At 62.3% G+C, this 25,115-nt stretch carries 17 protein-coding genes and 1 pseudogene; 7 read left to right on the top strand and 11 right to left on the bottom strand.

Annotated elements, in window-relative coordinates; translation table 11 throughout:
- Position 1: 1 nt before the first annotated feature.
- From FHT69_RS00325 to FHT69_RS00295, 7 genes and pseudogenes are all read right to left on the bottom strand, one after another.
- Complete coding sequence (locus FHT69_RS00325; RefSeq protein ID WP_063474384.1) at positions 2-850, bottom strand: GNAT family N-acetyltransferase; 849 nt, start codon at positions 848-850, stop codon at positions 2-4.
- A 344-nt stretch (positions 851-1,194) separates the two neighbouring features.
- Positions 1,195-3,011, bottom strand: a pseudogene (locus tag FHT69_RS00320) (putative bifunctional diguanylate cyclase/phosphodiesterase).
- 130 nt (positions 3,012-3,141) lie between these two features.
- Positions 3,142-4,926, bottom strand: a complete 1,785-nt coding sequence (locus FHT69_RS00315; RefSeq protein WP_047618635.1) for an IlvD/Edd family dehydratase — start codon at positions 4,924-4,926, stop codon at positions 3,142-3,144.
- Positions 4,923-5,834, bottom strand: coding sequence for an NAD(P)-dependent oxidoreductase (locus FHT69_RS00310; protein WP_183904749.1), 912 nt, complete (start codon positions 5,832-5,834; stop codon positions 4,923-4,925). The genes FHT69_RS00315 and FHT69_RS00310 overlap by 4 nt, the downstream gene beginning before the upstream one ends.
- Positions 5,835-5,994: 160 nt before the next feature.
- Positions 5,995-9,195, bottom strand: a complete 3,201-nt coding sequence (locus FHT69_RS00305) for an efflux RND transporter permease subunit (protein WP_097595702.1) — start codon at positions 9,193-9,195, stop codon at positions 5,995-5,997.
- 118 nt (positions 9,196-9,313) lie between these two features.
- Positions 9,314-10,504, bottom strand: a complete 1,191-nt coding sequence (locus FHT69_RS00300; protein WP_047618627.1) for an efflux RND transporter periplasmic adaptor subunit — start codon at positions 10,502-10,504, stop codon at positions 9,314-9,316.
- Between the two features lie 46 nt (positions 10,505-10,550).
- Complete coding sequence (locus FHT69_RS00295) at positions 10,551-11,363, bottom strand: alpha/beta hydrolase fold domain-containing protein (protein WP_047618759.1); 813 nt, start codon at positions 11,361-11,363, stop codon at positions 10,551-10,553.
- Positions 11,364-11,526: 163 nt separating this feature from the next.
- Here FHT69_RS00295 and FHT69_RS00290 point away from each other — a divergent pair, with 163 nt between their 5' ends.
- Positions 11,527-12,438, top strand: coding sequence for a LysR family transcriptional regulator (locus FHT69_RS00290; RefSeq protein WP_047618625.1), 912 nt, complete (start codon positions 11,527-11,529; stop codon positions 12,436-12,438).
- Positions 12,439-12,693: 255 nt separating this feature from the next.
- Here FHT69_RS00290 and FHT69_RS00285 read toward each other — a convergent pair whose 3' ends face one another.
- Entirely contained in the window at positions 12,694-13,437 is a 744-nt protein-coding gene (locus FHT69_RS00285; protein ID WP_047618623.1) for an SDR family oxidoreductase, read from the bottom strand.
- A gap of 119 nt (positions 13,438-13,556) precedes the next feature.
- Here FHT69_RS00285 and FHT69_RS00280 point away from each other — a divergent pair, with 119 nt between their 5' ends.
- Genes FHT69_RS00280 through FHT69_RS00270 form a run of 3 tightly spaced genes read left to right on the top strand, consistent with a single transcriptional unit; the run spans position 13,557 to position 15,467 of the window.
- Positions 13,557-14,465: a LysR family transcriptional regulator gene (locus FHT69_RS00280; protein ID WP_047618621.1), complete on the top strand. Its 909-nt coding sequence runs from the start codon at positions 13,557-13,559 to the stop codon at positions 14,463-14,465.
- 39 nt (positions 14,466-14,504) lie between these two features.
- Positions 14,505-14,819 carry a hypothetical protein gene (locus FHT69_RS00275; protein WP_047618619.1) on the top strand — a complete coding sequence of 105 codons (315 nt, stop codon included), beginning with the start codon at positions 14,505-14,507 and terminating at the stop codon, positions 14,817-14,819.
- Between the two features lie 30 nt (positions 14,820-14,849).
- The gene (locus tag FHT69_RS00270) at positions 14,850-15,467 is read left to right on the top strand and encodes a DNA-3-methyladenine glycosylase (RefSeq protein WP_047618616.1); all 618 of its coding nucleotides are present in this window, start codon (positions 14,850-14,852) and stop codon (positions 15,465-15,467) included.
- Here FHT69_RS00270 and FHT69_RS00265 read toward each other — a convergent pair whose 3' ends face one another.
- The 3 genes from FHT69_RS00265 to FHT69_RS00255 are packed head-to-tail and all read right to left on the bottom strand — an operon-like array spanning position 15,468 to position 18,682.
- Positions 15,468-17,009 (bottom strand): DHA2 family efflux MFS transporter permease subunit, encoded by a 1,542-nt coding sequence (locus FHT69_RS00265; protein ID WP_047618614.1) that lies wholly within the window; start codon positions 17,007-17,009, stop codon positions 15,468-15,470. It abuts the gene before it with no gap.
- Positions 17,002-18,225, bottom strand: a complete 1,224-nt coding sequence (locus tag FHT69_RS00260) for an HlyD family secretion protein (RefSeq protein WP_097544919.1) — start codon at positions 18,223-18,225, stop codon at positions 17,002-17,004. The genes FHT69_RS00265 and FHT69_RS00260 overlap by 8 nt, the downstream gene beginning before the upstream one ends.
- A complete protein-coding gene (locus tag FHT69_RS00255) occupies positions 18,218-18,682 on the bottom strand; it encodes a MarR family winged helix-turn-helix transcriptional regulator (protein WP_132573244.1) in 465 nt (154 codons plus the stop codon). Before FHT69_RS00255 ends, FHT69_RS00260 begins: the two co-directional genes overlap by 8 nt.
- A gap of 247 nt (positions 18,683-18,929) precedes the next feature.
- On the opposite strand from FHT69_RS00255, the gene FHT69_RS00250 reads away from it, so the two are divergent.
- The 3 genes from FHT69_RS00250 (at position 18,930) to FHT69_RS00240 (ending at position 25,098) form a co-directional block, all read left to right on the top strand.
- Positions 18,930-20,474: a cation:proton antiporter gene (locus FHT69_RS00250; RefSeq protein WP_097595700.1), complete on the top strand. Its 1,545-nt coding sequence runs from the start codon at positions 18,930-18,932 to the stop codon at positions 20,472-20,474.
- A 263-nt stretch (positions 20,475-20,737) separates the two neighbouring features.
- A complete protein-coding gene (locus tag FHT69_RS00245) occupies positions 20,738-21,913 on the top strand; it encodes an efflux RND transporter periplasmic adaptor subunit (RefSeq protein ID WP_048338375.1) in 1,176 nt (391 codons plus the stop codon).
- Positions 21,910-25,098, top strand: coding sequence for an efflux RND transporter permease subunit (locus FHT69_RS00240; protein ID WP_047618604.1), 3,189 nt, complete (start codon positions 21,910-21,912; stop codon positions 25,096-25,098). Before FHT69_RS00245 ends, FHT69_RS00240 begins: the two co-directional genes overlap by 4 nt.
- Positions 25,099-25,115 lie beyond the last annotated feature (17 nt).

Below are 25,115 nucleotides of genomic sequence, written 5' to 3'. Positions count from 1 at the left end.
CCTAACCAAGCTCCAACGTCGTCACACCGAAGACGTGTTTCAGCGGGATGGCCGGCGCCGGCCCGCGATACATGCGCGTCGTCTCGAACACCGGTTGAAGGCCGAGGCCTTCGGCAAGCGCGACCGCCTCGTGGTTCTCCGCCGGAATGTCGATGAAGATCGCAGCCCCCTTCGCCTCGGGGATCAATTCGGCAAGCAGCGCCGCGGCGCTGTCGGCATCGTTGGCAAAGAGCGGGCCGATCTTGTAGCCCTCGTAGCAGCGGCGGATCGTGCCGTAACCGCGGATCTTGCCGCTCTTACGCACCACCGCCGAGCGACGGCCCTTGCGGCCGGTGCACCAGGCGGCAAGAAAGGCATCGCGCGGCTGCGGAAAGATCGCCGAATCATACCGCTGCAGGCCTTCGAGACGCGAATCGAGCACCGGCTGCGCGACCAGCGTCGAAACCGGCAAGGAGGTGGCGACACCGCCGTAGCGAATGGTGGAAGAGGCAGGCTCGAAGCCCGCCTTGCGGTAATTGTCCTGTTGTGCGGCAACGCCGTCGAGACCGATCGTCCGGTCTCCCGCGCTGGCGATGCCGGCCTCCCAGATCGCCTTGCCGTAACCCTTGCCGCGGAAATCGGGATGGACGATGTAGAGGCCCAGGAAGGCAAAACTCTCGCCATACTTGACGACCGAGATCGATCCGACGGGGACTTCACCGATGGAGCCGACGAAAAATCCCGACGGATCGGCCTCGAGAAATGCAAGCGAATCATCGAGGCCCGGGTTCCAGCCCTCCTGACGCGCCCATTCGAGTACGAGTTCCAGTTCGCCGGGCCGCATCGAACGAACGGCAAATTCCGAATTCATGCGACCTTCCCAGATTGAATGTCCCGCAAGTCCATCCCGGCAACGGCAAAGCAATTGTCAGGCCCCAGGCGCCCCGATTGCATCTGTCAATGATGGAGAACCGCGCTCATGGTGTTGACGACGCGTATAATCATTTTTCGATGCAATGCAGAAAGCTTCGTTTCCGCCTTACCATGAAACAATGCGGTTGCAAGCTCAAGCAAATTACTTGTGTCCCATTTATCTTCCTGCCGCGGCAAATAAAACGCCGCGCCGACAGGATATCGCCTGCCTGATCCGAAAGGCGAGGAGAGCATTCCGGCCGAAATCATTTTCGCCAGCCGGCAAAAAGGATCACCGGCCGTTCAACCGCCCGTCGCGGTCTTCTGCTTTTCGATGCCGCTCGCCGTCGATGCGAAAAGACGGTCTGTCTCTGCGGCTGGGGCGGGATAACCGAAGGCATAACCCTGCAGGCCGTCGCAGCCGAGCTGCGCCAGCACGACGGCATGCGCTTCGGTCTCGATGCCCTCGGCGATCACCTCGACATCGAGCGCCTTGGCGATTTCCACGATCGACCCCACCACCCGCCGCTGCTCGGCGGAGCTGACGACCTCGGTGACGAGCTGCCGGTCGATCTTCAGCCGCTTCGGCCGCAGCTTGACGAGACCGATGAGCGAGGCATGGCCCGATCCGAAATCATCGATCTCGATGTCGATGCCCATCTGTTTGATATCGCCGATATGCTCGAGCAGTTTTTCGTCGCTGTCGTCGAGGAAAATCGTTTCGACCAGTTCGAAAACGATCACACCGGGCGGGATGTCGAGTTTCCTCAGCTTGTTGAGCAATGCCGGATCGGCAAGGCGCGACGCCGAGATATTGACGGCGATGCGCGGAACCGCAAAGCCGCGCAACAGCCAGAACAGCCGGTCTTGGAGAACGTTTTTGAGGATCGCCGCGTCGATCTCCGCCGCAAGTCCGTGCTCATCGGCAATCTTCAGGAATATCACCGGGGCGAGCACACCCTTTTCCGGATGTTTCCAGCGCGCCAGCGCCTCGAAGCCGATGACCTCCCGTGTCCTGGCGTCGAGCTGCACCTGATAATAGGGAACGATCTCGCCGCGCTCCAGCCCGAGCTTCAGCTCTTCGGCTAGCCGGCGCTTGGCGCGCAGATCCTCCTGCAGTTGCCGCGTGAAGAATTCGACGCGATTGCGCCCGAGCTTCTTGGCCTGGTAGAGCGCCAGGTCGGATTCGGCCAGCAGGTTGCGCGCTCGCCGATCGCCGCTCCAGGATACGCCGATCGAGGCGCCGGATTGCAGCATCTCCTGACCGAAGCGGATCTTCTTGCGCAATCGGCGCTGGAGGTCCTCGGTGATCAGCTTCAGTTCCGTGAGATCGGTGAAATTCACCAGCACGATGACGAATTCATCGCCGCCGACGCGGGCGACCATGCCATTCGCGGGAATGGCAGCGGTAATGCGAAGGGCTGCCGCCCTGAGCACGGCGTCTCCGGCCGCATGACCGTGGCTGTCGTTGATCTGCTTGAATTGGTCGAGGTCGAGATGCAGGACCGCGAGCGTCGTGATGCTCTTGTCGGCCGGCAGCTCCGCGAGCCGCTTGTCGAGAAGGCGCCGGTTCGACAAGCCGGTGAGATAATCGTGATCGGCGACATGCTCGATGCGCGCATTGCTCTCCTCGAGCGCCAGCGCTCTCGCCTCGGCCACCAGCTTCTGCCGCGCCAGCTCCGCGTTGAGCTGTACGTCGGCAGTCACATCCCATTCGGCGCCGATGAAGGAAGGCGACCCCTCCGCATCCACGTAGAAATGCGCGCGCGAGCGCAGATGGCGGATTTCGCCGCTCGGCAGCACGATCCGGAATTGCGAATTATAGGCGCCCCGTGTCGCAATCGCGTGGTCGAAGTCGCGTTCGGCCTGCTCGCGATCTTCGGGATGGATGGCATTCGACCAGAGCCATGCCGGCACCTCCCGGAACGACTCGCCGGTCTCGTAGAGCCGGTGCATCTGCGCGTCCCATAAGATCCCGTTCTTCGCGATACTGTGCTCCCAGACACCGATCCGCGATGCATCGAGAGCGAGTTCGAGCCGGCGCAGAAGATCCTGAAACTCTTGTTCGGATCGTGTGGGTTTATTTTCTGGCAACGCGGTCTAGCCTTAGAAGCTTGCATAACTGCAATATGGTCTCAGGCCGGCATTAATGAAGCCTTGTCTTGATGATCGAACTCGTGACTAGGTGAACTGTTCGTTACGACTTTCCCCTTTTGGATCAAGGAACTTGCAGTCTACCGTATCTCGAGATCAATGGTTGTGCCGCGGCGGGTTTTTCGCGATCCGGCGGAATTCCGTCGCCCCCTCCAGCACCGCGCCGTCCGACAATTGCGTGACCGTTCGACGGTAGATCTGCTGCCACGGCGTCGCATCCGCCGGTACCGGCGGAATACCCTCACCTTTGCGCCGTTCGATCTCGGCGTCATCGACCAGCATGTCGCAGCGCCCCTCGTTGAAGTCGATGCGGATGATGTCGCCGCTACGAAGCCAGGCGAGGCCGCCGCCGGCCGCACTTTCCGGCGAGGCGTTGAGGATCGAGGGACTGTCCGCCGTGCCCGATTGGCGACCGTCGCCGATCGTCGGCAGGCTGCGGATACCACGCTTTAGGAGGTGATCCGGTGGCTGCATGTTGACGACCTCAGCCGAACCCGGCCAGCCGATCGGCCCGGCGCCGCGGATGACGAGGATGGTATTCTCGTCGATGCCGAGTTCGGGTTCATTGATGCGCTTGTGATAGTCCTCGGAACCGTCGAAGACCACCGCCCTGCCCTCAAAGACGCCTTCGTGCCCGGGTTCCTGAAGATAGCGCCGGCGGAAATCCTCTGAGACGACGCTCATCTTCATGATGGCGAAATCGAAGAGATTGCCCTTGAGAACGAGGAAGCCCGCCCGCTCCTTCAGCGGCTCGGCGAATGGCTTGATGACTTCGCGGTCGCGCGCTTGCCTGCCCTCCAGGTTCTCGGCCATCGTCCTGCCGGTCACCGTGCGACAGTTACCATCGAGTTTCCCCACTTGCAGCAGTTCCCACATGATCGCCGGCGTGCCGCCGGCGCGATGATAGCGCTCGCCAAGATAGACGCCGGCCGGCTGGACATTGGCCAGCAGCGGGATATCGAAGCCGTGCACCTGCCAGTCGTCCGGATGGAGTTCGACGCCGGCGTGCTTGGCCATCGCAGCCAGATGCGGCTGCGCGTTGGTCGAGCCGCCGATCGCCGAATTGGTGCGGATCGCATTGAGGAAAGCCTCGCGCGTCAGGATGTCCGACGGCTTCAGATCCTCGAACACGATCTCGACGGCGCGCCGCCCGGTGCGGTAGGCCATCTGGCCGCGCTCACGGTAGGCGGCCGGAATGGCGCCGCAGCCTGTCAGCGAAAGACCGAGCGCTTCGGCCAATGCATTCATCGTCGAAGCGGTGCCCATCGTATTGCAATGGCCGACGGAGGGAGCCGAATCGAGTGCGGCCTGCAGGAATTCTTCCCGGTCGATCTCACCTGCCGCATATTTTCGCCGCATCCGCCAGATCACCGTGCCGGAGCCGGCCAGTTCCCCTTCATGCCAGCCGTCGAGCATCGGGCCGCCGGAGAGCACGATCGCCGGAATATCGACCGTCGAAGCCGCCATGATCGCCGAAGGTGTGGTCTTGTCGCAGCCGGTGGTCAGCACAACGCCGTCGAGCGGATAGCCGTAGAGGATCTCGACGAGACCGAGATAGGCGAGGTTGCGGTCGAGTGCGGCCGTCGGGCGCTTGCAATTCTCGAAGATCGGATGCGTCGGAAACTCGATTGGAATGCCACCGGCGTCGCGGATGCCGTCGCGCACGCGTTTGGCAAGTTCGACATGCACCCTGTTGCAAGGCGTGAGATCGCTGCCGCTCTGGGCAATCCCGATGATCGGCTTGCCGGAGCGCAGCTCTTCCGGCGTGATGCCGTAATTCATGAAACGCTCGAGATAGAGCGCCGCCATGTCGATATGATCGGGATTGTCGAACCAATCCTGCGAGCGCAGGCGCCGCTGCGGCGAATGGCTGTCCGTCACTGCTTTCCTCCCGGCCGGCCGTTCTTCTCTTCGAGATGGAGAAGCAGGCCGCTGTGATCCTTTTCGCCATTGCCGTTGGCGACGAATTCGCTGAATTCGGCATGCACCGCCGCCGTCAACGGCAGCGTCAGCGACAGGGTCTTGGCCGTCGCCATGGCGGCGTTCAGATCCTTCAGCTGGTTGCTGGACGAACCGCCTGGAGTAAACTGCCGCTCGACCATGCGCTTGCCGTGGAGTTCCAGGATGCGGCTCTCGGCAAAGCCGCCGCGAATGGCGTCTCGGAAGGCCGCCGGCGAGCCGCCGCCCGCCTCGATCAGCAACATCGCTTCGGCGACGGCGCCGATCGTCACGGCAACGATCTGCTGGTTGGCGAGCTTGGCGAGCTGGCCCGCCCCGCTCGGACCGACGCGGGTTACCCGCCCCATCGGCGCAAAGACATCCGCAAGTCCGTCGATCACGTCCTTGTCGCCGCCCGCCATGATCGCGAGCGTACCGGCTTCCGCCCCGACGACACCGCCGGATACCGGCGCATCGACATGCTGGATGCCGCGTTCGGCAAGCCTCGCCGAATGATCGCGGGCGAAATGCGGGGCAATCGAACTCATGTCGATGACGGCGGTGCCCGGCGCCATCGCATCGGCCGCGCCCCGGTCGAACAACACGTCCTCCACCGCCCCGGCGTTGGTCAGCATGGTGATGACGACGTCGGCGCCGGAAACGGCATCCGCCGGTGTTTTCACGCAAACCGCGCCGTCTTCCGCAAGCGCCTCGGCCTTGCTGGAATCGCGATTCCAGACGATGACGGCAAAGCCTCCGGCAAGCAGCCGGCGAGCCATGGGCGCCCCCATCAGGCCGGTGCCGAGAAAGGCGATCCGCCTGCCGTCATGACCTTTTGTCGAACTCGTCATTCAGTCCTCCCAAACCGTTGTCCATCTTTGATAGTCCCCTCGTTCGGCGATGCAAACCGTTTTGACGGACGTAGCGCATTTTTATCGAACGCCCCAAACGATACGGGCGAGAACCGAAGTTCCCGCCCGATTTACTCGACAAAGGAAGGTTGAATTCCGTTTATTCCGCCGCGAGCCGGATAACCTCCGCCTCTTCTTCCTTGTGTTCGTCCGGCTTGTGCTGGACGAGCGGACGGTTGCCCGTCAGCCGCCGCAGCAACACGTAGAAAACCGGCGTCATGAAGATGCCGAAGAAGGTCACGCCGATCATACCCGAGAAAACCGCGACCCCCATGGCGGCGCGCATTTCCGAGCCGGCGCCTGTGGAGACGACGAGCGGCACGACGCCCATGATGAAGGCGAGCGAGGTCATTAGGATCGGGCGAAGGCGAAGGCGGCTGGCCTCGATCGCGGCCTCCCGCGGTGTCCTTCCCTCGAACTCCAGTTCGCGGGCGAATTCCACGATCAGGATCGCGTTCTTCGCCGATAGGCCGACAAGGACGACAAGACCGATCTGAGTGAAGATGTTGTTGTCTCCACCCGTGAGCCAGACGCCCGTCAGTGCGGCCAGAACGCCCATCGGCACGATCATGATGATCGCAAGCGGCAGCGTCAGGCTTTCATACTGGGCGGCCAGCACGAGGAAGACGAGCAGCAGAGCCAGGGGGAAGACGACAATGCTCGAATTGCCGGCAAGGATCTGCTGATAGGTCAGATCCGTCCATTCGAAGTCGATGCCCGCCGGCAGGGTCTCGTGAAGGATCTTCTCGATTGCCGCCTGCGCCTGGCCGGACGAGAAGCCCGGTGCCGGACCGCCGTTGATATCGGCAGCGAGGAAGCCGTTGTAGCGGTTCGCACGCTCCGGACCAGTGCTTGGCTCCACCTTCAGCAGCGCCGAAAGCGGGATCATCTCGCCCGATGCCGAACGGACCTTCAACTGGCCGATGTCTTCCGGCTGGGCGCGGAATTTCGCATCGGCCTGCACACGGACGCTGTAGGTGCGGCCGAAGGCATTGAAATCGTTCACATAAAGCGAACCGAGATAAATCTGCAGCGTCTGGAAGACGTCGGTGACGGAAACCCCGAGCTGCTCGGCCTTGGCGCGGTCGAGATCGGCATAGAGCTGCGGCACATTGATCTGGAAGCTGGAGAACAGCCCCGCGAGTTCAGGCGTCTGGTAGGCCTTTGCAAGCACTGCCTTCGTGGCCTCGTCGAGCGCCTGGTTGCCGAGGCCGGCACGATCCTCGATCTGCAGCTTGAAGCCGCCTGTCGTGCCGAGACCATTGACCGGCGGCGGCGGGAACATGGCGATGAAGGCATCCTGGATGGCGCCGAATTTCTGGTTCAGCGCCATAGCGATTGCGCCGCCCGAGAGATCCGGCGTCTTGCGCTCTTCGAAGTCCTTCAGCGTCACGAAGACGATGCCGGCATTCGAGGAGTTGGTGAAGCCGTTGATCGACAGCCCCGGGAAGGCGATCGCATTGGCAACGCCCGGCTCCGCCAGCGCGATATCGGTCATGCGCTTGATGACGTCTTCCGTGCGGTCGAGGCTTGCAGCATCCGGCAACTGGGCGAAGCCGATCAGATACTGCTTGTCCTGAGACGGCACGAAGCCGCCGGGGACCGTGCTGAACATGCTGTAGGTCGCACCAACCAGCGCCAGATAGATCACCATGACGATGCTTTTGCGCGACAAGAGCCCACCCACGCCCTTGCCGTAGGCATTCGAACCCGCGCCGAAGACACGGTTGAAGCCGCGGAAAAACCAGCCGAAGATGGCGTCCATGAACCGCGTCAGCCAGTCCTTCGGCTGATCATGGCCCTTCAGGAGAAGAGCGGCCAGCGCCGGAGAGAGCGTCAGCGAGTTGAAGGCCGAGATGACGGTCGAGATGGCGATCGTCAGCGCGAACTGGCGATAGAACTGTCCCGACAGTCCGGAGATGAAGGCGAGCGGGACGAAGACGGCGACGAGGACCAGCGCGATCGCAACGATCGGACCGGAGACTTCCTTCATCGCCTTGTAGGTCGCAGCCCGTGGCGATAGGCCATGTTCGATATTGCGCTCGACGTTTTCCACCACCACGATCGCGTCGTCGACAACGATACCGATCGCAAGCACCAGCCCGAACAGACTGAGCGCGTTGATCGAGAAGCCGAAGACATACATGACCGCGAAGGTACCGATGATCGATACCGGAACCGCGATCAGCGGAATGATCGAGGCGCGCCACGTCTGCAGGAACAGGATGACGACGAGGACGACGAGCGCAATGGCTTCGAGCAGCGTGTCGATGACCTTCTCGATCGAGGCGCGTACGAACTTCGTCGTATCGTAGACGATCTCGTATTTGACGCCCTGGGGCATGGCGAGCTGCAGCTGGTCCATGGTGGCGCGCACATTGTCCGCAATCTCGATCGCGTTCGAACCAGGCGCCTGAAGGACGGCAACGGCAACGGCCGGCTTGCCGTCAAGCAGCGAACGCAACGTATAGTCCGCAGCACCGAGCTCGATGCGGGCGACATCGCGAAGGCGGGTGATCTCGCCATTGGCGCCCGTCTTGACGATGATGCTGCCGAACTCCTCGGGCGTGCGCAGACGGCCCTGGGCATTCACATTCAGCTGCAGGTCCACACCCGGCTGGCTCGGCGAAGCGCCGATGATGCCGGCGGCGGCCTGAACGTTCTGGGAGCTGATGGCGTTGCTGATGTCGCTGGCGGCGAGATCATGCTCGGCTGCCTTCTGCGGATCGATCCAGACCCGCATGGAATAGTCGCCGGCGCCGAAGACCTGCACCTGACCGACGCCTGCGATACGGGCGAGCCGATCCTTGATATTCAGCGTCGCGTAATTGCGAAGATAGGTAATGTCGTGATTGTCGCCGTCAGAGACGAGGTTGACGACCATGATGAAGTCAGGCGAGCTCTTGACCGTGGTGATGCCGAGGGCACGAACTTCCGACGGCAGCCGCGGTTCGGCTTGGCTGACGCGGTTCTGCACGAGCTGCTGCGCCTTGTCCGCGTCGGTGCCAAGCTTGAAGGTGACGGTCACGTTGAGCACGCCGTCCGATGTCGCCTGGCTGGACATGTAGAGCATGCCCTCGACGCCGTTGATCTGCTCTTCGAGCGGCGTTGCCACTGTTTCCGCGATGACGGACGGATTGGCGCCGGGGTAGGTGGCGCGCACGACGATCGACGGCGGCACGACCTCCGGATATTCGGAAATCGGCAGCGCGCGCAGGCCGATCAGGCCGGCAACCAGGATGAGGACCGAAAGAACGCCGGCAAAGACCGGGCGGTCGACAAAGAATCTGGAGATGTTCATATCAAAGCCCTCTCCGGGGTGAACATGGATGCAACGTCCCTCTCCGGCGGTTTGGGAGCCGCCGGCGGGTCATATCATTTCGGGTGTTGGCCTTCCCCCGGAGGGGAAGGCAAAGTCTTTACTGCGCGGTCGCGACCTTCTCTTCCATCTGAGGTGCGACGACGGCGCCGGGACGGATGCGCTGCAGACCGTTGACGACGATCTTTTCGCCGACGTTCAGGCCGCTTTCGACGACCCGCTGGCCGTCAGCCAGCGTGCCGAGCTGGACCTGCCGATAGGCGACCTTGTTCTCGCCATCGACGACGAAGACGAACTTCTTGTCCTGGTCCGTGCCGACGGCACGGTCGCTGATGACGATCTTGTTCTCGGCCTTCGGCTGGCCCATGCGCACCCGCACGAACTGGCCGGGGATGAGGCGTCCGCCCGGATTGTCGAAGACGGCCCGCACGCCGATCGTGCCGCTTGATGCATCCACCTCGTTGTCGATCAGCTGCAGCTTGCCCTTGATCGGGGTACCGCTGTCGGTCAGCGTGCCGACCTCGACCGGGATCTCTTCGACGGCAGGCAGGGCGCTGTCCGTCTGCGGAAGCTGGGCAAGCGCGCGCGTCACCATCTCTTCGCTGGCATTGAAGCTCGCATAGATCGGATCGACGGAAACGAGCGTCGTCAACGCCGGCGAGGTCGAACCGGCCGCGACGAGGTTACCAGCGGTCACCTCGATCTTGCCGATGCGGCCGGAAACCGGAGCCCGCACCTCGGTGTAATCGAGATCGAGCTGGGCCGACTGCAGGGCGGCCTGCGCCGAACGCAGCCCCGCCTGGGCCTCGGCCAGTGAACTCTGGCGCTGATCGAGATCGCTCTGGGAGATGGTGCGATTGTCGGAAAGCCTGCGGCCGCGGTCGAGTTCGGTCTGTGCCAGGCTGACCTTGGCTTCGGCCGAAGCGACCTGACCTTGCGCCTGCGCCACGCTCGCTTGGTAGGGGGCCGGGTCGATGGTGAAGAGCAGGTCGCCCTGCTTGACCAGCGCCCCTTCACGGAAAGCCACCGACAGGATGGCGCCGGCAACACGGGAGCGCACCTGCACCCGGTCGACCGCTTCGAGACGGCCGGAGAAATTCTCCCAGGCCGTCACGTCGCGCGCCGCAACGACGGCAACCGTCACCGGCACAGCGGGAGCCTGCGCGGGGGCGGAAGCAGCCGTGGCGGTCGTGCTCATCGGCAATTCGAAAAACAATGCGGCCCCGGAAACGGACGCAACAAGGCCTATGCCGGCGCCCAACAGGGCCCAGCGCTTACTTCTGGACGTCATGAGTACTCTCCTTGCGGCCCCAGGCCGCCGAAATATCAGGTCTTCTTCAATGCAATTGCGGTTGGACGCTTACGTCCCGAAGGAAGCTTCCGAAATGGCGGCTGACGTTTTCCTGCCAGTCGGGCGCTCCGTCGGATTTCCCACCATAAATCGAGGGCCAGCCCGTCCCGGCGGGAAGAACATGCTGGCGCACACCGACGCCGGCCTGTTTCAGGCGGGCACCGTAACCAATTGTTTCGTCGTGCAGAGGATCATCCTCCGCGGTGAATATCAGCGCCGGCGCGACGCCAGAAATACGCGAACAGAGGCACGGCGCCGCATAAGGGTGGCAACCGCCGCCGCTCAAATAATGGCTCCAGCCCTCCGTCCAGCGCTGGCGCATGCCGATGGCCTCGGCCTTGCGGATCGACGACGTACCCATAAAGGGATCGAGCAGCGGCGAAATCAGCACCTGGCCGTCGAGCGCATCCGGCATCTGGTCGCGCGCCTTCAGCGCCACACCGGCAGCGACATTGCCGCCTGCCTCTTCGCCGGCAACGAAGAGCAGCGACTTGCGGTCGCCAAGACCGGCGCGTTTGTTGGCGAGATAAGTGAAAACCGAGAAAGAGACTTCGAGCGCCTGCGGAAACAGATTGCCGGACAGGCTGCTGTAGTCGGCGGCGACGATGATGGCGCCGGCCTTGGCCAGACTCATCGCCACCGGCCGGTCGACGTTCTTCTCGCTGTCGAGAAAGGCGCCGCCATGCAGGTAAAGCACGATCGGCGGCCCCTTGCCGTAATCGGCGCCCTGGTAGATGCGTGCGGAAACGGGGCCGATGGCCACCTTATCCAGCAACATATCTTTCCATTCCACCGTCATGCTTCCGGTCTCTTTGCGTCGGCCGCAGGCAGACAACAGCTGCCGCTTGCATTTTCCATAAAAAAGATATTGTTATTCCAACCAAGGAATAAGAAGCTATATCGCGATAACACTGTTCCAGATCTCGAACAATGGTGCAACGCAAACTGCGGATTTGAAACCGATGGATCAACTCTCGGCAATGCGCGTCTTCATTCGCGTCGTGGAGACGGGCAATTTCACCCGCGCCGCCGACATGCTCGCCATGCCCAAGGCAACAGTGACCAATCTCATCCAGGGCCTGGAGGCGCATTTGCGCACCAAGCTTCTGAATCGTACGACGCGCCGGGTCATGGTCACCACGGATGGCGCTCTTTATTACGAACGCGCCGCCCAGATTATTTCGGAGCTGGAGGAACTCGACGGCAGCCTCTCCAATTCGCAGAGCTTGCCGAGCGGGCGGCTGCGCGTCGAGATGGCCGGCGCTTTCGCCGATTGGATCGTCGTTCCCGCACTCTGCGATTTTTATCAGCGTTATCCCGATATCCGTATCGACCTCGGTGTCGGCGATCGCACGGTCGATTATCTCGCGGAAAATGTCGACTGCGCGCTGCGCGCCGGCACGCCGGCCGACCAGTCGCTGATTGCCCGGCGCGTTTCCGAAGTCGAGATGATCACCTGTGCTTCGCCGAGCTATATCCAGAAATTCGGCATGCCCGAGCGGCCGGAGGATCTGGAGTCTGACCACTACTCCGTCAACTATTTCCGCGCCCAAAACAACCGAACGCTGCCCTTCGAATTTCGCCGGCGCGAGGAGGTGATCGAGACCAGTCCGCGTTACATCGCCTCGGTCAACGATAGCCGCACCTATCTGACAGCTGCATTGACGGGTCTCGGCATCGCGCAGGTGCCGATCTTCATGGCGCGCGAGCCGATTGCGAAGGGCGAGCTCGTGCGCGTGCTGCCGGATTGGCGCCGCGATGCGCTGCCGCTCTACGTCGTCTATCCCCCGAACCGCCATCTCAGCAACAAGGTGCGGGTCTTCGTCGACTGGCTGGTGAAGCTTCTGGGAGAGGCGAGACTGAACGACGTCTAAGCGCCAGTACAAATACGGCCCGGAAGGCAGGGGAAAACCTTCGACGGGCCGCAATTTACAACTTTGAACATCAAGCCTGTCGCACCGCAGATGGGCGCGGCAGGCTCCGGAGGTTCGGAAGAGAGCGGCAGGGAATTCCACTCTCTCGCGATAAAACAGATATACGCACTCTCCGCAGGATTGTAAGGAAAAATTCCGCAATCACGTTCACATAATTGCGATGACGGCGGTCTGGAAGCGGCCGCCGGTCTGTCGTCAGATCATCCCGCCATTGGCGCGCAGCGTCTGGCCGTTGATCCAGCCGCCGTCCGGGCCGGCGAGAAAGGCAACCGCAGATGCAATGTCTTCGGGTGTGCCGAGACGTTCCAGCGGGTTCATCTTCGCCATGCGGGCGATGAGTTCGTCCGACTTGCCGCTGAGGAAAAGATCCGTGGCCACAGGGCCGGGCGCGATGGCGTTGACGGTGATGTTGCGGCCGCGCATCTCCTTGGCCATGATCGCCGTCAGTGTTTCGACGGCGGCCTTGGTGGCGGCGTAGACACCGTAGGTTTCGAGCTTCAGACCGACGACCGAGGTCGAGAAGTTGATGACCCGGCCGCCGTTGCGCAGGCGCTTGGCCGCTTCCCTGAGCGTATTGAAGGTACCCTTGAGATTGACGGCGATCTGGCGGTCGAAATTGGCATCGTCAGCCTCGGCAAGCGACGCGAGCATCATGATGCCGGCATTGTTGACGAGCACGTCGACCCCGCCGAAGGCGGTTTCCGCAGCATCGAACATGCGGCGGACGGCCTGCGCCTCGCTGACATCGGCTTTCGCCGTCAGCGCTTTGCCGCCGGCCTGCTCGATCTCCCGGGCCAGTTCCTCGGCCGGAGCCGCATTGCCGGAATAATTGATGACGACGGTGAAACCGTCCCTGGCGAGGCGTCGAGCGACTGCTGCGCCGATGCCGCGGGAAGCACCGGTGATGAGTGCAACCTTGCCGTTTTCGTTGGAAGCCATTGTCCTTCTCCTTCATCCTGCGCCGCAGCGCGTTTTCGATGAGGACAAGATGCGCCTTTCCCAAAAGCGGATAATCGTGCATTCTTCGCCATAACTATCCGGGAATAACGAACAAATAGATGGACAGATTCGATGCCATGCGCGTGTTTTGCCGTGTCGTAGAACGTCGCAGCTTCACGCTTGCCGCCGAAGACACCGGCCTGCCGCGCTCGACCGTTACCGATGCGGTAAAGCAGCTCGAAGCCCGCCTCGGCGTGCGCCTGCTCCAGCGCACGACACGTCATGTCAGTGCGACGCTCGATGGCGAAGCCTATTACCAGCGCTGCCTGTCGATTCTTGCCGATATCGAGGATGCCGAAGGCGCTTTTGCCGGCGCCAAACCGAAGGGCCTGCTGCGCGTCGATGTGCACGGCACGCTTGCCCGCCATTTCCTGCTGCCGAGCCTGCCGTCCTTTCTCGAGACTTATCCAGAGATCGAATTCTACATGAGCGAGGGCGACCGGCTGGTCGATCTGGTGCGCGAAGGCATCGATTGCGTGCTGCGCGTCGGCACGTTGGGCGATAGCGACATGGTCGCCCGGCGCGTCGCCATGCTGGATGAGATCACGCTCGCCTCTCCCCATTATATCGCCACCCATGGCCTGCCGCAGCACCCGGATCGGCTTGCCGGCCACCGCATGGTCGGCTTCCGGTCCAGCAGCACCGGCAGCCTGTTGCCGCTCGAATTCATCGTCGACGGCACGGTGCGTGAGATCACCATTCCCGCCACCGTCGCCGTCAACGCCGCTGAAAGCTATATTTCAGCGGCGAGGATGGGCCTCGGCATGATCCAGATCCCGCGCTATCACGCCGAAAAGGACCTTGCCGAGGGAGCGCTGATCCACGTGCTCAAGGATTTTCCACTGACCCCGACGCCGGTTTCCCTGCTCTACCCTCGCAACCGCCAGCTTTCACCGCGCGTGCGCGTCTTCATCGACTGGCTGGTGAAGGTCTTCGCTCGACAAAATTCCGAAAACGCGCTTCACTAAAATGCGCCCTGCTAATATGCGCGCCCTCGGAGAACGGCCATGGCACTCTACGATATCACCGTCTACCAGACGGAAGACGGTTTCGTCGTCGAATTCGGCGGCGAAGGCGAAGACAGCATTGCCGTGACGCTGCGGAGCACGCCTGAGCTGACCTCGGAAAACGCCGTCATGCGCGCCAAGACCCTGCTCGCAGCAGCCATCGAACCGGCCCATAGCGACGGCGCGCGCAGCAAGGATCCCGCCTTGCTCGAAGAAGAGCTGGAGGAGGGTCTGGAAGATTCCTTCCCGGCGAGTGACCCGGTCTCGGTCACATCGTCGTCGATCCCGATGCGCGATCCGAATGCCGGCCACTGATGCCTTTTGGGATGACGGCAGCCACACTGGATGTTATCTGCGTCTGATATGACCGATGGTGGAACGATATCAGGCGCGATCGGCGCCGGCACGCTCGCCGGCGAAAGCCTCAGGGCATTTTTCGAGCGCGATGCGATCGCCGTCTCCCGCGACCTGCTCGGCTGCCATCTGACCGTGAATGGCGTCGGCGGACGCATCACCGAGACCGAAGCCTATTTCCCCGATGACGAGGCCTCGCACAGCTTCCGCGGCCCGACCAAGCGCAACGGCGCCATGTACGGCAAGCCGGGCAATGTCTATATCTACCGCATCTACGGCATGTACTGGTGCCTGAACTTCGTCTGCCATCCGGGCTCGGCGGCCCTCATCCGCGCCCTGGAGCCGGAAACCGGAATCCCCGTGATGATGGAGCGACGCGGCACCGATGCGCTGACGTCGCTCTGCAGCGGCCCCGGCAAGCTCTGTCAGGCGCTCGGCATCGATATCGAGATCAATGACAGACTGCTCGACCGCCCGCCCTACACACTCACGCCCTCCGCGCCGGTGCCTATAGTTTCGGGAAAACGCATCGGCATTACGAAGAATGCCGAAGTTCCGTGGCGCTTCGGCATTCAGGGATCGCGTTATCTCAGCAAGCCGTTTCGCTGACTATTCCATGACTGCGCTGTGGTCGACGGCGGGCGCCGCCTTCGGCTTGCGTAGCAAGAGCACCAGCGGGATGACCGCAAGCGACATCAGCATCAGTAGCTTGAAATCGTCCATATAGGCGATGATCGTCGACTGCAGCGTGATGATCTCGTTGAGCGAAGCACGCCCCGCCGCCGTTACCGGGCTGAGGCCCTGCGCCGCCACAGCGTTGAAGGCATGGTTGAACGGCGTCACATAGGCCGCGATCGATTCATGGTTGCTCTGCGTGTTCTCGACGATCAGGGCCGAGACGATCGAGATGCCGACCGCCGAACCAATGTTGCGCGACAGATTGTAGAGGCCGGTGCCGTCGCCGCGCATATGGGCCGGCAGCGTCGCGAAAGCGATGGTCGTCAGCGGCACGAAGAGAAAGCCCAGGCCGGCGCCCTGGATGAAGCCGACCGAGACGATCGTCCATTGCGAAACATCGGGCGTCCAGCCGGTCATGTCGTACATCGCCCAGGCGGTTAGGCCGAGACCGAGCACCAGCAGCAAGCGCGTATCGACCTTGCCGATCAGCCGCCCGACAATGAACATGCAGAGCATAGTGCCGAGCCCGCGCGGCCCCATGACGATGCCGGCGGTGATGACGGGATAACCCATCAGCGTCTGCAGATAGGGGGTCATCAGCGCCAGTGATGCGAGGTAGGTGACGCCAACCACGAAGATGAAGATCATGCTGACCGTGAAGTTCTGGTCGAGAAACAGCTTCGGATTGACGAAGGATTTTTCTGCCGTCAGCGTGTGCACCAGAAGCAAATAGAATGCGGCGGCGCAGACGATCGCTTCGAGCATGATCTCGCCCGAGGAGAACCAGTCGAGCTGCTCGCCGCGGTCGAGGAAGAGCTGCAGCGCGGCGATGAACAGGCTCATCATCCCGAAGCCGAACCAATCGAGTTTGGCGAGCGCATCCCTCTTCGTTTCCGAAACGAAGATGACGATACCGGCGAAAGCAAGCGCGCCGATCGGCACGTTGATGTAGAACACCCAGCGCCAGCTGATATTGTCGGTCAGCCAGCCGCCGATGACTGGGCCGAGGACCGGTCCGACCATGACCGAGACGCCGAAAAGCGCCATGGCCGAGCCGCGCTCCTCCACCGTATAGATATCGAGAAGGATGCCCTGGGAAAGCGGCACCAGCGATGCGCCGAACAGGCCCTGCAGCAGGCGGAAGGCAACGATCTGGTTCAGCGATTGCGCCAGGCCGCAGAGCACCGAAGCAACCACGAAGCCGGCGATGGCGACGAGCAGCACGCGCTTGCGGCCGAACTTGGCGGCGAGGAAGCCCGATGGCGGCGTCATGATCGCCGCCGCGACGATATAGGAGGTCAAGACCCAGTTGATCTGGTCGGCGGAGGCCGACACGCTTCCCTGGATATAGGGCAGCGCCACGTTGGCGATCGTCGTGTCCAGCGCCTGCATGATGACGGCGAGAATGACGCAGGCCGTGATCGCACCGCGATTGGCAACCGGCGTCGCCGCAGATGCAGAAGCGCTACTCATGATCCCCGCCCTGAGGCCGGCCCAGAAGCTTGTTGACGAAATCAGGCAGGCCGCGGACATGGCCGGTCTCGACATCGACCACCGTGCTCATGCCGACGCGGAGCGGCGGCTTGCCTTCGGTTTCCTGGATGCTGACGCGCATCGGAATGCGCTGCACGACCTTCACCCAGTTGCCCGTGGTATTCTGCGCCGGCAGCAGCGAAAAGCTGGAGCCGGAGGCCGGGCTGATGCTCTCGACCTTGCCCTTCCATCTCACGCCGGGATAGGTGTCGACGTAGATCTCGGCCGTCTGGCCGGGCTTGACGTAAGTGAGCTCGGTTTCCTTCGGGCTGGCGGCGATCCAAAGGTGATCGGTGGCAACAAGCGAGAAGGCCTGCTGCGACGCCTGCAGATAGGAACCGACCTGCAGCGCGTTGACATTGGTGACAATGCCGTCGAACGGCGCCTTGACGACGCTGTGGTCGAGTTCACGCTGGGCATTGTCGACATTCGACTTGGCTTGCAGGTAGAGCGGATTCTCCTCGACCGGCTGATCGGCGGAGCCGCCGAGCTGGGCGAGGGTCGTTGCGGCCTCCGCCTTGGCGACGGCAACCTTCTGCTCAGCGGCTTCCAGATTGTGCTTGGCTTCGTCATAGGCCGACTGGGTCGCGCTACCGTTGTTGACGAGGTTTTGCTGCCGATCGAACTGATCCCGATAGTAGGGCAGATCGGCTTGCGCCTGCGTGATCTCGGCAAGCGACTGCTGATAGCTGGCCTTGAGATTCATGATCTGGTTGCGCTGCGCGCCGAGCTGCGCCTTGGCGCCATCGAGCGCAATCTTGAAAGCATCCGACCGCAGGCTGAAGAGCACCTGCCCTGCCTTGACCGCCTCGTTCTCATGCACGTTTATCTGATCGACGATGCCCGAGACATCGGTGGTGAGTCCGACCATATCGGCCTGGATATAGGCGTTGTCGGTCGACATCACCTGGCCGCCATTGACATAATAATAGCCGCCGACGACGAGCGCCGCCGGCAGCAGGGCGAACAGGATCGGCCGCGTGAGACTGCGCCGGCGGCGGACCTTATTGCCGCCAGGCGCAGCCACGGCGGCAGCCGGCGCTGAATTGGATGAAGGCGCTTCGGCTACCGTTTCCTGCTGTTTCGCTTCCGTTTCTTCGACAGGAGTCTTGGCATTGGCGTCGGCAACGACGCGGAGGGGGGATTGATCAGCCATCGTTCGTCTCGTTCTCGTCAACCGGGCTCCGGCATGCCTGAACCAGGTTCGTCTTCATTACGGATAGGATGTGGAAAAGCTGCTCGCGCTGCTCGACTGAGACGCCTTCCAACGCTTCTGCGCGGGTGGTGTCGCCGAGCTCGCGCATTTCGGCGAGCAGCGGGTGCGCCTCGTCGCGCATGTAGAGCAGCCAGATGCGCCGGTCGGTCGGGTGCTGGCGGCGCTCGATCAGCCCGCGTTCGGCGAGCTTGTCGAGAATGCGCACCAGTGTGATCGGCTCGACTTCGAGGATTTCGGCAAGGCCACCTTGATGGATGCCTTCATTGTTCGAGAGATAGGCAAGCGTCTGCCATTGCGACCGGGTCAGCCCAAGGCACTTCGCGCGCTGCTCGAACCGCTTGCGCAGCAGCCGTGCGACGTCGTGGAGAAGGAAACCAAGGGTCGGAGTGGCGTTCATGAAAACCTGCGATCATTATTTATAAGCATACTTATGATATCGGTAGATATATTGAGCATGTACGCCACACAAGAGCTGGGATGCCAGATTCGGAAGCAGCGGCGAAAATGCCGCAGGCCGGCTCAGGCTTGCCCTGCAGTTCTTCCTTTCGCCGGTTGCAGACGCCAGACGGTAGCCGCGGCCCAGCTCCGCCCTAATTCTGCCTGTAGTCGTCGCCTCCGCCGGAGGCGCCGCATTGGGGAGCTCGATGGCGTTCTTCGAAAGCATGCTGACGCTGCTGCTGGTGGCGATCGTCTTTCTGCAATTCTCCAGGAAGTTCCGGATCCCTTATCCGACAATGCTGGCGATCGCCGGCGTCATCGTCGCCACCGTGCCTTGGGCGCCTGAGGTCGCAATCGATCCCGAGCTTGCATTGGCGCTGCTGGTCGCGCCCGTGCTTTTCGACGCCGCCTATGATCTGCCGCCGAGGACGTTGAGACACAACTGGCTGCCGCTCCTCTCGCTCGCCGCCATCGCCGTGATTTTGACGGCCGCCGCCGTCGCCACCGTCAGCGTGACGATCGCCGGCCTGCCGCTTGCCGCGGCCGTCGCACTCGGCGCCATCGTCGCGCCGCCGGATGCGGCGGCGGCGACCGCCATGCTCGACCGCTTCACCCTGCCGCGCCAGACCTATGTGATCCTGAAGGGCGAAAGCCTTCTGAACGACGCCGTCGCGCTCCTGATCTTCAGCGCCGCGGTGGCAGCCGCCGCGAGCCCCGCCTTCTTCGCCGGTGCCCTGACGGAATTGGCGCTCGCCGTGCCGGGCGGCCTCATCCTCGGTTACCTCATGGGCCGTCTCTACATGGTCGTCGGCCTGAGGCTCGCCGGCACGCTCGGCGGCACCCTGCTTGAATTCGTCGCCACTTTTGGCACGTGGATCATCGCCGAGCGGCTACACTTTTCGGCAATACTGGCGATCGTCGTCTACGCGATGGTCATCGCCCGCTACATGCCCGAGCGGCAGACGGCCCGCCACCGCATCCATTCCTATTCGGTCTGGGAGGCCGCGGTCTTTCTGCTCAATGTGCTGGCCTTCCTGCTGATGGGCCTGCAGGCCCGTCAGATCGTCCTCGACCTCGATCCCGGCCGCCTGGATTTCGCGATCACCTTCGCCACCATGGTCTTCGTCACGGTCATTCTCGTCCGGCTGGCCTGGGTGCTGTTTTATAACCGCGTCATCAACTTTCTTGCCGCGCGCGGGCGCACGAAACAGGCCGTTCCCACCTTCGCGACGAGCCTGCTTGCCGGTTGGTGCGGCATGCGCGGCCTCGTCACGCTGGCCACCGCGCTCGCCCTGCCGATCGACTTCCCCGATCGCGACATCATCCTGCTCAGCGCGCTCGCCGTCGTTCTCGGCACGCTCATCGTCCAGGGCCTGACGCTCGGGCCGCTGATCCGTTTCCTGAAATTCGAACCGGACACCTCCCTGGACCGCGACCTCGCCAGAGCCCGTGTCACGTTGATCGATGCAGCACTTGCCGAACTCGCCGGCGGCGAAGACAAATCCACCCGCATCCTGCGCGACGTGTACACCTCCGAGCGCGAGATCGCCGTGGACGGGAAACACCCGCGCGAGGTCAGCCGGCTCGACAAGCAGCGCCGCAATGTCATCGTTGCGAAACGCCGCAGACTGGCGGCAATGCGCCGCGCCGGCGAGATCGACGACGATGTCTTTCACATGCTGGAACAGGAACTCGACTGGGCCGAACTCGGCGCCCTGCCGCCGGGCAGAGACGAGATTGTGGAGAGCTGACGCGCTCTGTGAAGTTTTGATGGATTCGAAAATCGTAACCAATTGGCATTTGCAATTTTTCGCCGCTGCCGTTTATAGTCCAATTCCATAGGGTTACGATTTTTCTGATCGACATTGCCTGCCGGCCTTCCTTTCCAAGGGATCGGACGCCGGAGAAATTCCCGGGGGCAGAGGCCTTCGTTCAAAGCAGCAAGACCTGAACAGCATCACTTCATCTTGAGGTTGGCGGCTAGTTAATCGGCCGCCAAGATTGGAGGACTGGTATGACCTACGCGCTTCGACAGATGCTGGTGTTTGGCTCTATCGCCGCATTCATGCCTTTGGCCGCGCTGGCTCAGAGCGCCCCGCCGCCCCCGCCCGTCACCGTCGCCAAGCCTGTTGTGCGCGATGTCGTCGACAGCGACGAATTCATCGGCCGCTTCGAGCCGGTCGACGAAGTCTCCGTTCGCTCGCGCGTCGGTGGGTACCTGCAGGAAATCCATTTCCAGGACGGCGCCTTGGTCAAGCAGGGCGACCTGCTCTTCGTCATCGACCAGAGGCCGTTCGTCACCGCGCTCAATCAGGCAAAGGCCGCACTCGAATCGGCGCAATCCGCCTTGGTCTTTGCCGATGCGCAATATAAGCGCACGCAATCGCTTGCTTCGAGCGGCAGCCAGTCGGCGCAGACGCTGGATGATCGCCGCCGCGAATTCGATTCGGCCGAGGCCAATGTCCGCGGCGCGCAGGCCGCAGCCGATCGCGCTTCTCTCGACATGGAATATACCGAGATCAAGGCGCCGCTCAGCGGCCGCATCGATCGCCGGCTGATTTCGGCCGGCAACCTCGTGCAGACCGACCAGACCGTGCTGACAACAATCGTTTCGCTCGATCCGATCGATTTCTATTTCGACGTCGACGAGCGCCGCCTGTTGAATTTCGCCGACACGGCGCGCAAGCTCGGCAAGGATCTCCAACAGGGCGGCGGCGGTCTGGATGTCTCCGTCACGATCTCGGATCCCAATGCAAAACCATTCAAGGGAAAGCTCGATTTCGCCGAAAACCGGGTCGACAATGAGAGTGGCACCATTCGTCTGCGGGCCCGCTTCCCCAACCCCGATCTCGTCCTTCAGCCCGGCCTCTTCGGCCGCATACAGGTCGAAGCCTCCAACACCTACCAGGCCATTCTCGTTCCCGACGAGGCAATCGGCTCCGACCAGAATGAGCGCGTCGTCTATGTCGTCGCCGAGGACGGCACGGTTTCGACCAAGCCGGTGAGACCCGGACCCCGGCTCTATGGCTACCGCGTCATACGCGAAGGCCTTGACGGGACCGAGACGATCATCGTCAACGGCCTGATCCGCGCCCGGCCGGGTACCAAGATCACACCTCAGATGACCGAACTGCCCAAGGAGCGGCAGGACACTGCGCCCGAAACCGCCGGCGCGGAGAACGGACAATGAGATTTGCTCATTTTTTCGTGGACCGGCCGATCTTTGCGGCCGTCATCTCGATCGTTCTTCTGGTCGTCGGCGGCATTGCCTATACGCAATTGCCGGTATCCCAGTATCCGGAGATAGCGCCGCCGACCATCGTCGTGCGCACGTCATATCCGGGTGCCGATCCGCAGACGATCGCCGATACCGTGTCGACCCCGCTCGAACAGCAGATCAATGGCGTCGAAGACATGCTTTACATGTCCTCGTATTCCAGCGCCGACGGCGCCATGTCGCTGACGATCACCTTCAAGCTCGGCACCGATCTCGACAAGGTGCAGGTGCTCGTTCAGAACCGCGTTTCCATCGCCCTGCCCCGTCTTCCCGAGGAAGTCCAGCGGCTTGGGGTGACCACTGACAAAAGCTCGCCCGATCTGATGATGGTGGTGCATCTGCTGTCGCCGTCGCACCGCTATGACCAGCTTTATGTCTCGAACTACGCCCGCAACCGCATCCGTGACGTTCTCGTTCGCCTTGACGGCGTCGGCGACGTGCAGCTCTTCGGCGAACGCCAGTATTCGATGCGAATCTGGCTGGATCCGGAAAAGCTCTCCGCCTACGGGATGACATCCGATGACGTCGTCGCCGCGCTGAGAGACCAGAACGTGCAGGTGTCCGGAGGCAAGATCGGTGCCCCGCCGGTGACCGGCAAGAATGCGTTCGAATATACGGTGCGAACGGATGGACGCTTCTCCGATGTGCGCGAGTTCCGATATGTCATCGTGAAATCGACGACATCGGGCCGGCTCGTGCAGTTGCAGGATGTCGCCCGTATCGAACTCGGCGCGCAGGATTACGTCACCAACAGCTATCTCAACAATGACCCGGCCGTTGCTCTTGGCATCTTCGCCCGGCCGGGAACCAATGCCCTGGACACCGCCCATCAGGTCCAGTCGATCATGAAGGACCTCTCGCAGAATTTCCCGCAGGGCCTGGAATATCGCATCGTCTACGACACGACCGAATTCATCTCGGATTCGATCACCGAGGTCTATAGAACCATCGCCGAGGCGGCCATCCTGGTGGCGATTGTCGTTCTCGTCTTCCTGCAATCCTGGCGAACGGCGATCATTCCGATCATTGCCATCCCTGTATCGCTGATCGGCACCTTCGCCGTCCTGCTGGCCTTCGGCTTCTCGCTCAACATGCTCACCCTGTTCGGCCTCGTGCTGGCGATCGGGATCGTCGTCGACGACGCGATCGTGGTGGTGGAAAATGTCGAGCGCAATCTCGCCCGCGGCATGACGCCGAAACAGGCATCCCACGTCACGATGGACGAAGTCGGAACTGCCGTCGTCGCCATCTCGCTGGTGCTGATTGCCGTATTCGTGCCGACCGCCTTCATTCCCGGCATCTCAGGCCAGTTCTACCGGCAGTTCGCGGTGACGATCGCTGTCACCACGGCAATTTCCGCATTGAATTCGCTGACGCTGTCGCCCGCCCTTGCAGGCATATTGCTGAAAACCCATGACCACGAAACCAGGCGCACGAACGTCGCCACGCGCCTGGGAAGAGGACTTGCAAACGGCTTCAATCGTGGATTCGATCGGCTGAGCTCCGGCTATTCATGGACCGTTCGGCATCTGGTCAGCAGTTGGGTGGGATTGACAGCCGCGATGGCCGCCTTCGTCTGCCTGCTCGGGGCCACCTGGTACATGGGAACGAAAGTTCCCGCCGGCTTCATCCCGACCATGGACCAGGGTTACGCGATCATCGTCATCCAGCTTCCGGACGGCGCCTCGCTTGCGCGTACCGATGCCGTCGTCAGACAGGTGGGCGATATCGCCCGCACCGTGCCCGGCGTCGGCAACGCCGTGCAATTTGCCGGCTTCAGCGGGGCGACATTCACCAATGCTTCGAATGCCGGCGTCGTCTTCGTTCCGTTCAAATCCTTTGCCGAACGTGAAGAAGGCGGAGAGAACGCCAATAAGATCATCGGCGAGCTTTACGGCAAGCTGCAAAGCATCCAGGAAGCCTTCATCATTGCCATCCCGCCGCCATCCGTGCGTGGCGTCGGCAATTCCGGCGGCTTCAAGATGCAGATATCAGATCTCGAAAACGCCGACATGACGCGCGTGCTCGGCCTCGCCCGCCAGATGATGGGTGCGGCGGCGACGACCGAAGGGCTGACGGGCGTCTTTACGACATTCTCCGATGCAAGCCCGCAATACTTCCTGGCGCTCGACCGCGACAAGGCACGCTTCCTGAACGTGCCGATCCCGAATATCTTCAACGCGCTTTCCATCAATCTCGGCGTCGCCTACGTCAACGATTTCAATGCGTTCGGCCGCGTCTACCAGGTCCGCGCCCAGGCCGACCGGCAATATCGCATGGACAGGGAAGACATTCTCGCCCTGAAGGTTCGATCGGCGACCGGCGCGCTGGTTCCGCTTGGAACCCTGATGGACATTCAGGATGCCAGCGGCCCGGCGCTTGTCCAGCGCTACAACATGTACGTCTCGGTGCCGCTTCAGGGCAATCCGACGCCGGGCACGTCGACCGGCGATGCCATCGCCAAGATGGAAGCGCTGGCGGCGAAGATCCTGCCGCAGGGCACGACCTTCGAATGGACGGAACTCGCCTATCAGGAGACCCACACCGGCAACACGGCCATCTACATCTTCGCCCTCTCCGTCGTCTTCGTCTTCCTGGCGCTGGCGGCCCAATATGAAAGCTGGGTTCTGCCGCTCGCGATCATTCTCATCGTCCCGCTTGCGGTGCTCGCGGCGCTGATCGGGGTCTCGCTGCGGGGCATGGACAACAATGTCCTGACGCAGATCGGCCTGATCGTCCTGATCGGTCTTGCGGCCAAAAACGCCATTCTGATCGTCGAGTTCGCCAGGCAGGCGGAAGAGGAAGGCAAGTCGCCGGTGGAAGCGGCCATCGAGGCCAGCCATCTTCGCCTGCGCCCGATCCTGATGACGGCATTCGCCTTCATCTTCGGTGTTCTGCCGCTTGCCATCGCCACCGGCCCCGGCGCCGAAATGCGCCAGTCGCTCGGCACCGCCGTCTTCTCGGGCATGCTCGGTGTGACGATCTTCGGTCTGTTCCTGACGCCGGTCTTCTACGTCGTGCTGCGCGGCTGGCGCCGCAACCGGCCGGCTACGGTAGAACCGGCAAAGACGGAACCGGTCGAGGAAGGGGTCGTCTGAGCGACCCACCCGGCTCT

Source organism: Rhizobium sp. BK008, from assembly GCF_014197345.1.
Taxonomy (GTDB): domain Bacteria; phylum Pseudomonadota; class Alphaproteobacteria; order Rhizobiales; family Rhizobiaceae; genus Rhizobium; species Rhizobium anhuiense.
This window is presented reverse-complemented; position numbering and strand designations above follow the sequence as displayed.

Coding starts and splice junctions, on each gene's coding strand:
- FHT69_RS00325 (WP_063474384.1), bottom strand. CDS start 850: ATGAATTCGGAATTTGCCGTTCGTTCGATGCGGCCCGGCGAACTGGAA.
- FHT69_RS00310 (WP_183904749.1), bottom strand. CDS start 5,834: ATGACGAGTTCGACAAAAGGTCATGACGGCAGGCGGATCGCCTTTCTC.
- FHT69_RS00305 (WP_097595702.1), bottom strand. CDS start 9,195: ATGAACATCTCCAGATTCTTTGTCGACCGCCCGGTCTTTGCCGGCGTT.
- FHT69_RS00300 (WP_047618627.1), bottom strand. CDS start 10,504: ATGACGTCCAGAAGTAAGCGCTGGGCCCTGTTGGGCGCCGGCATAGGC.
- FHT69_RS00295 (WP_047618759.1), bottom strand. CDS start 11,363: ATGACGGTGGAATGGAAAGATATGTTGCTGGATAAGGTGGCCATCGGC.
- FHT69_RS00290 (WP_047618625.1), top strand. CDS start 11,527: ATGGATCAACTCTCGGCAATGCGCGTCTTCATTCGCGTCGTGGAGACG.
- FHT69_RS00285 (WP_047618623.1), bottom strand. CDS start 13,437: ATGGCTTCCAACGAAAACGGCAAGGTTGCACTCATCACCGGTGCTTCC.
- FHT69_RS00280 (WP_047618621.1), top strand. CDS start 13,557: ATGGACAGATTCGATGCCATGCGCGTGTTTTGCCGTGTCGTAGAACGT.
- FHT69_RS00275 (WP_047618619.1), top strand. CDS start 14,505: ATGGCACTCTACGATATCACCGTCTACCAGACGGAAGACGGTTTCGTC.
- FHT69_RS00270 (WP_047618616.1), top strand. CDS start 14,850: ATGTTATCTGCGTCTGATATGACCGATGGTGGAACGATATCAGGCGCG.
- FHT69_RS00265 (WP_047618614.1), bottom strand. CDS start 17,009: ATGAGTAGCGCTTCTGCATCTGCGGCGACGCCGGTTGCCAATCGCGGT.
- FHT69_RS00260 (WP_097544919.1), bottom strand. CDS start 18,225: ATGGCTGATCAATCCCCCCTCCGCGTCGTTGCCGACGCCAATGCCAAG.
- FHT69_RS00255 (WP_132573244.1), bottom strand. CDS start 18,682: ATGAACGCCACTCCGACCCTTGGTTTCCTTCTCCACGACGTCGCACGG.
- FHT69_RS00250 (WP_097595700.1), top strand. CDS start 18,930: ATGGCGTTCTTCGAAAGCATGCTGACGCTGCTGCTGGTGGCGATCGTC.
- FHT69_RS00245 (WP_048338375.1), top strand. CDS start 20,738: ATGACCTACGCGCTTCGACAGATGCTGGTGTTTGGCTCTATCGCCGCA.
- FHT69_RS00240 (WP_047618604.1), top strand. CDS start 21,910: ATGAGATTTGCTCATTTTTTCGTGGACCGGCCGATCTTTGCGGCCGTC.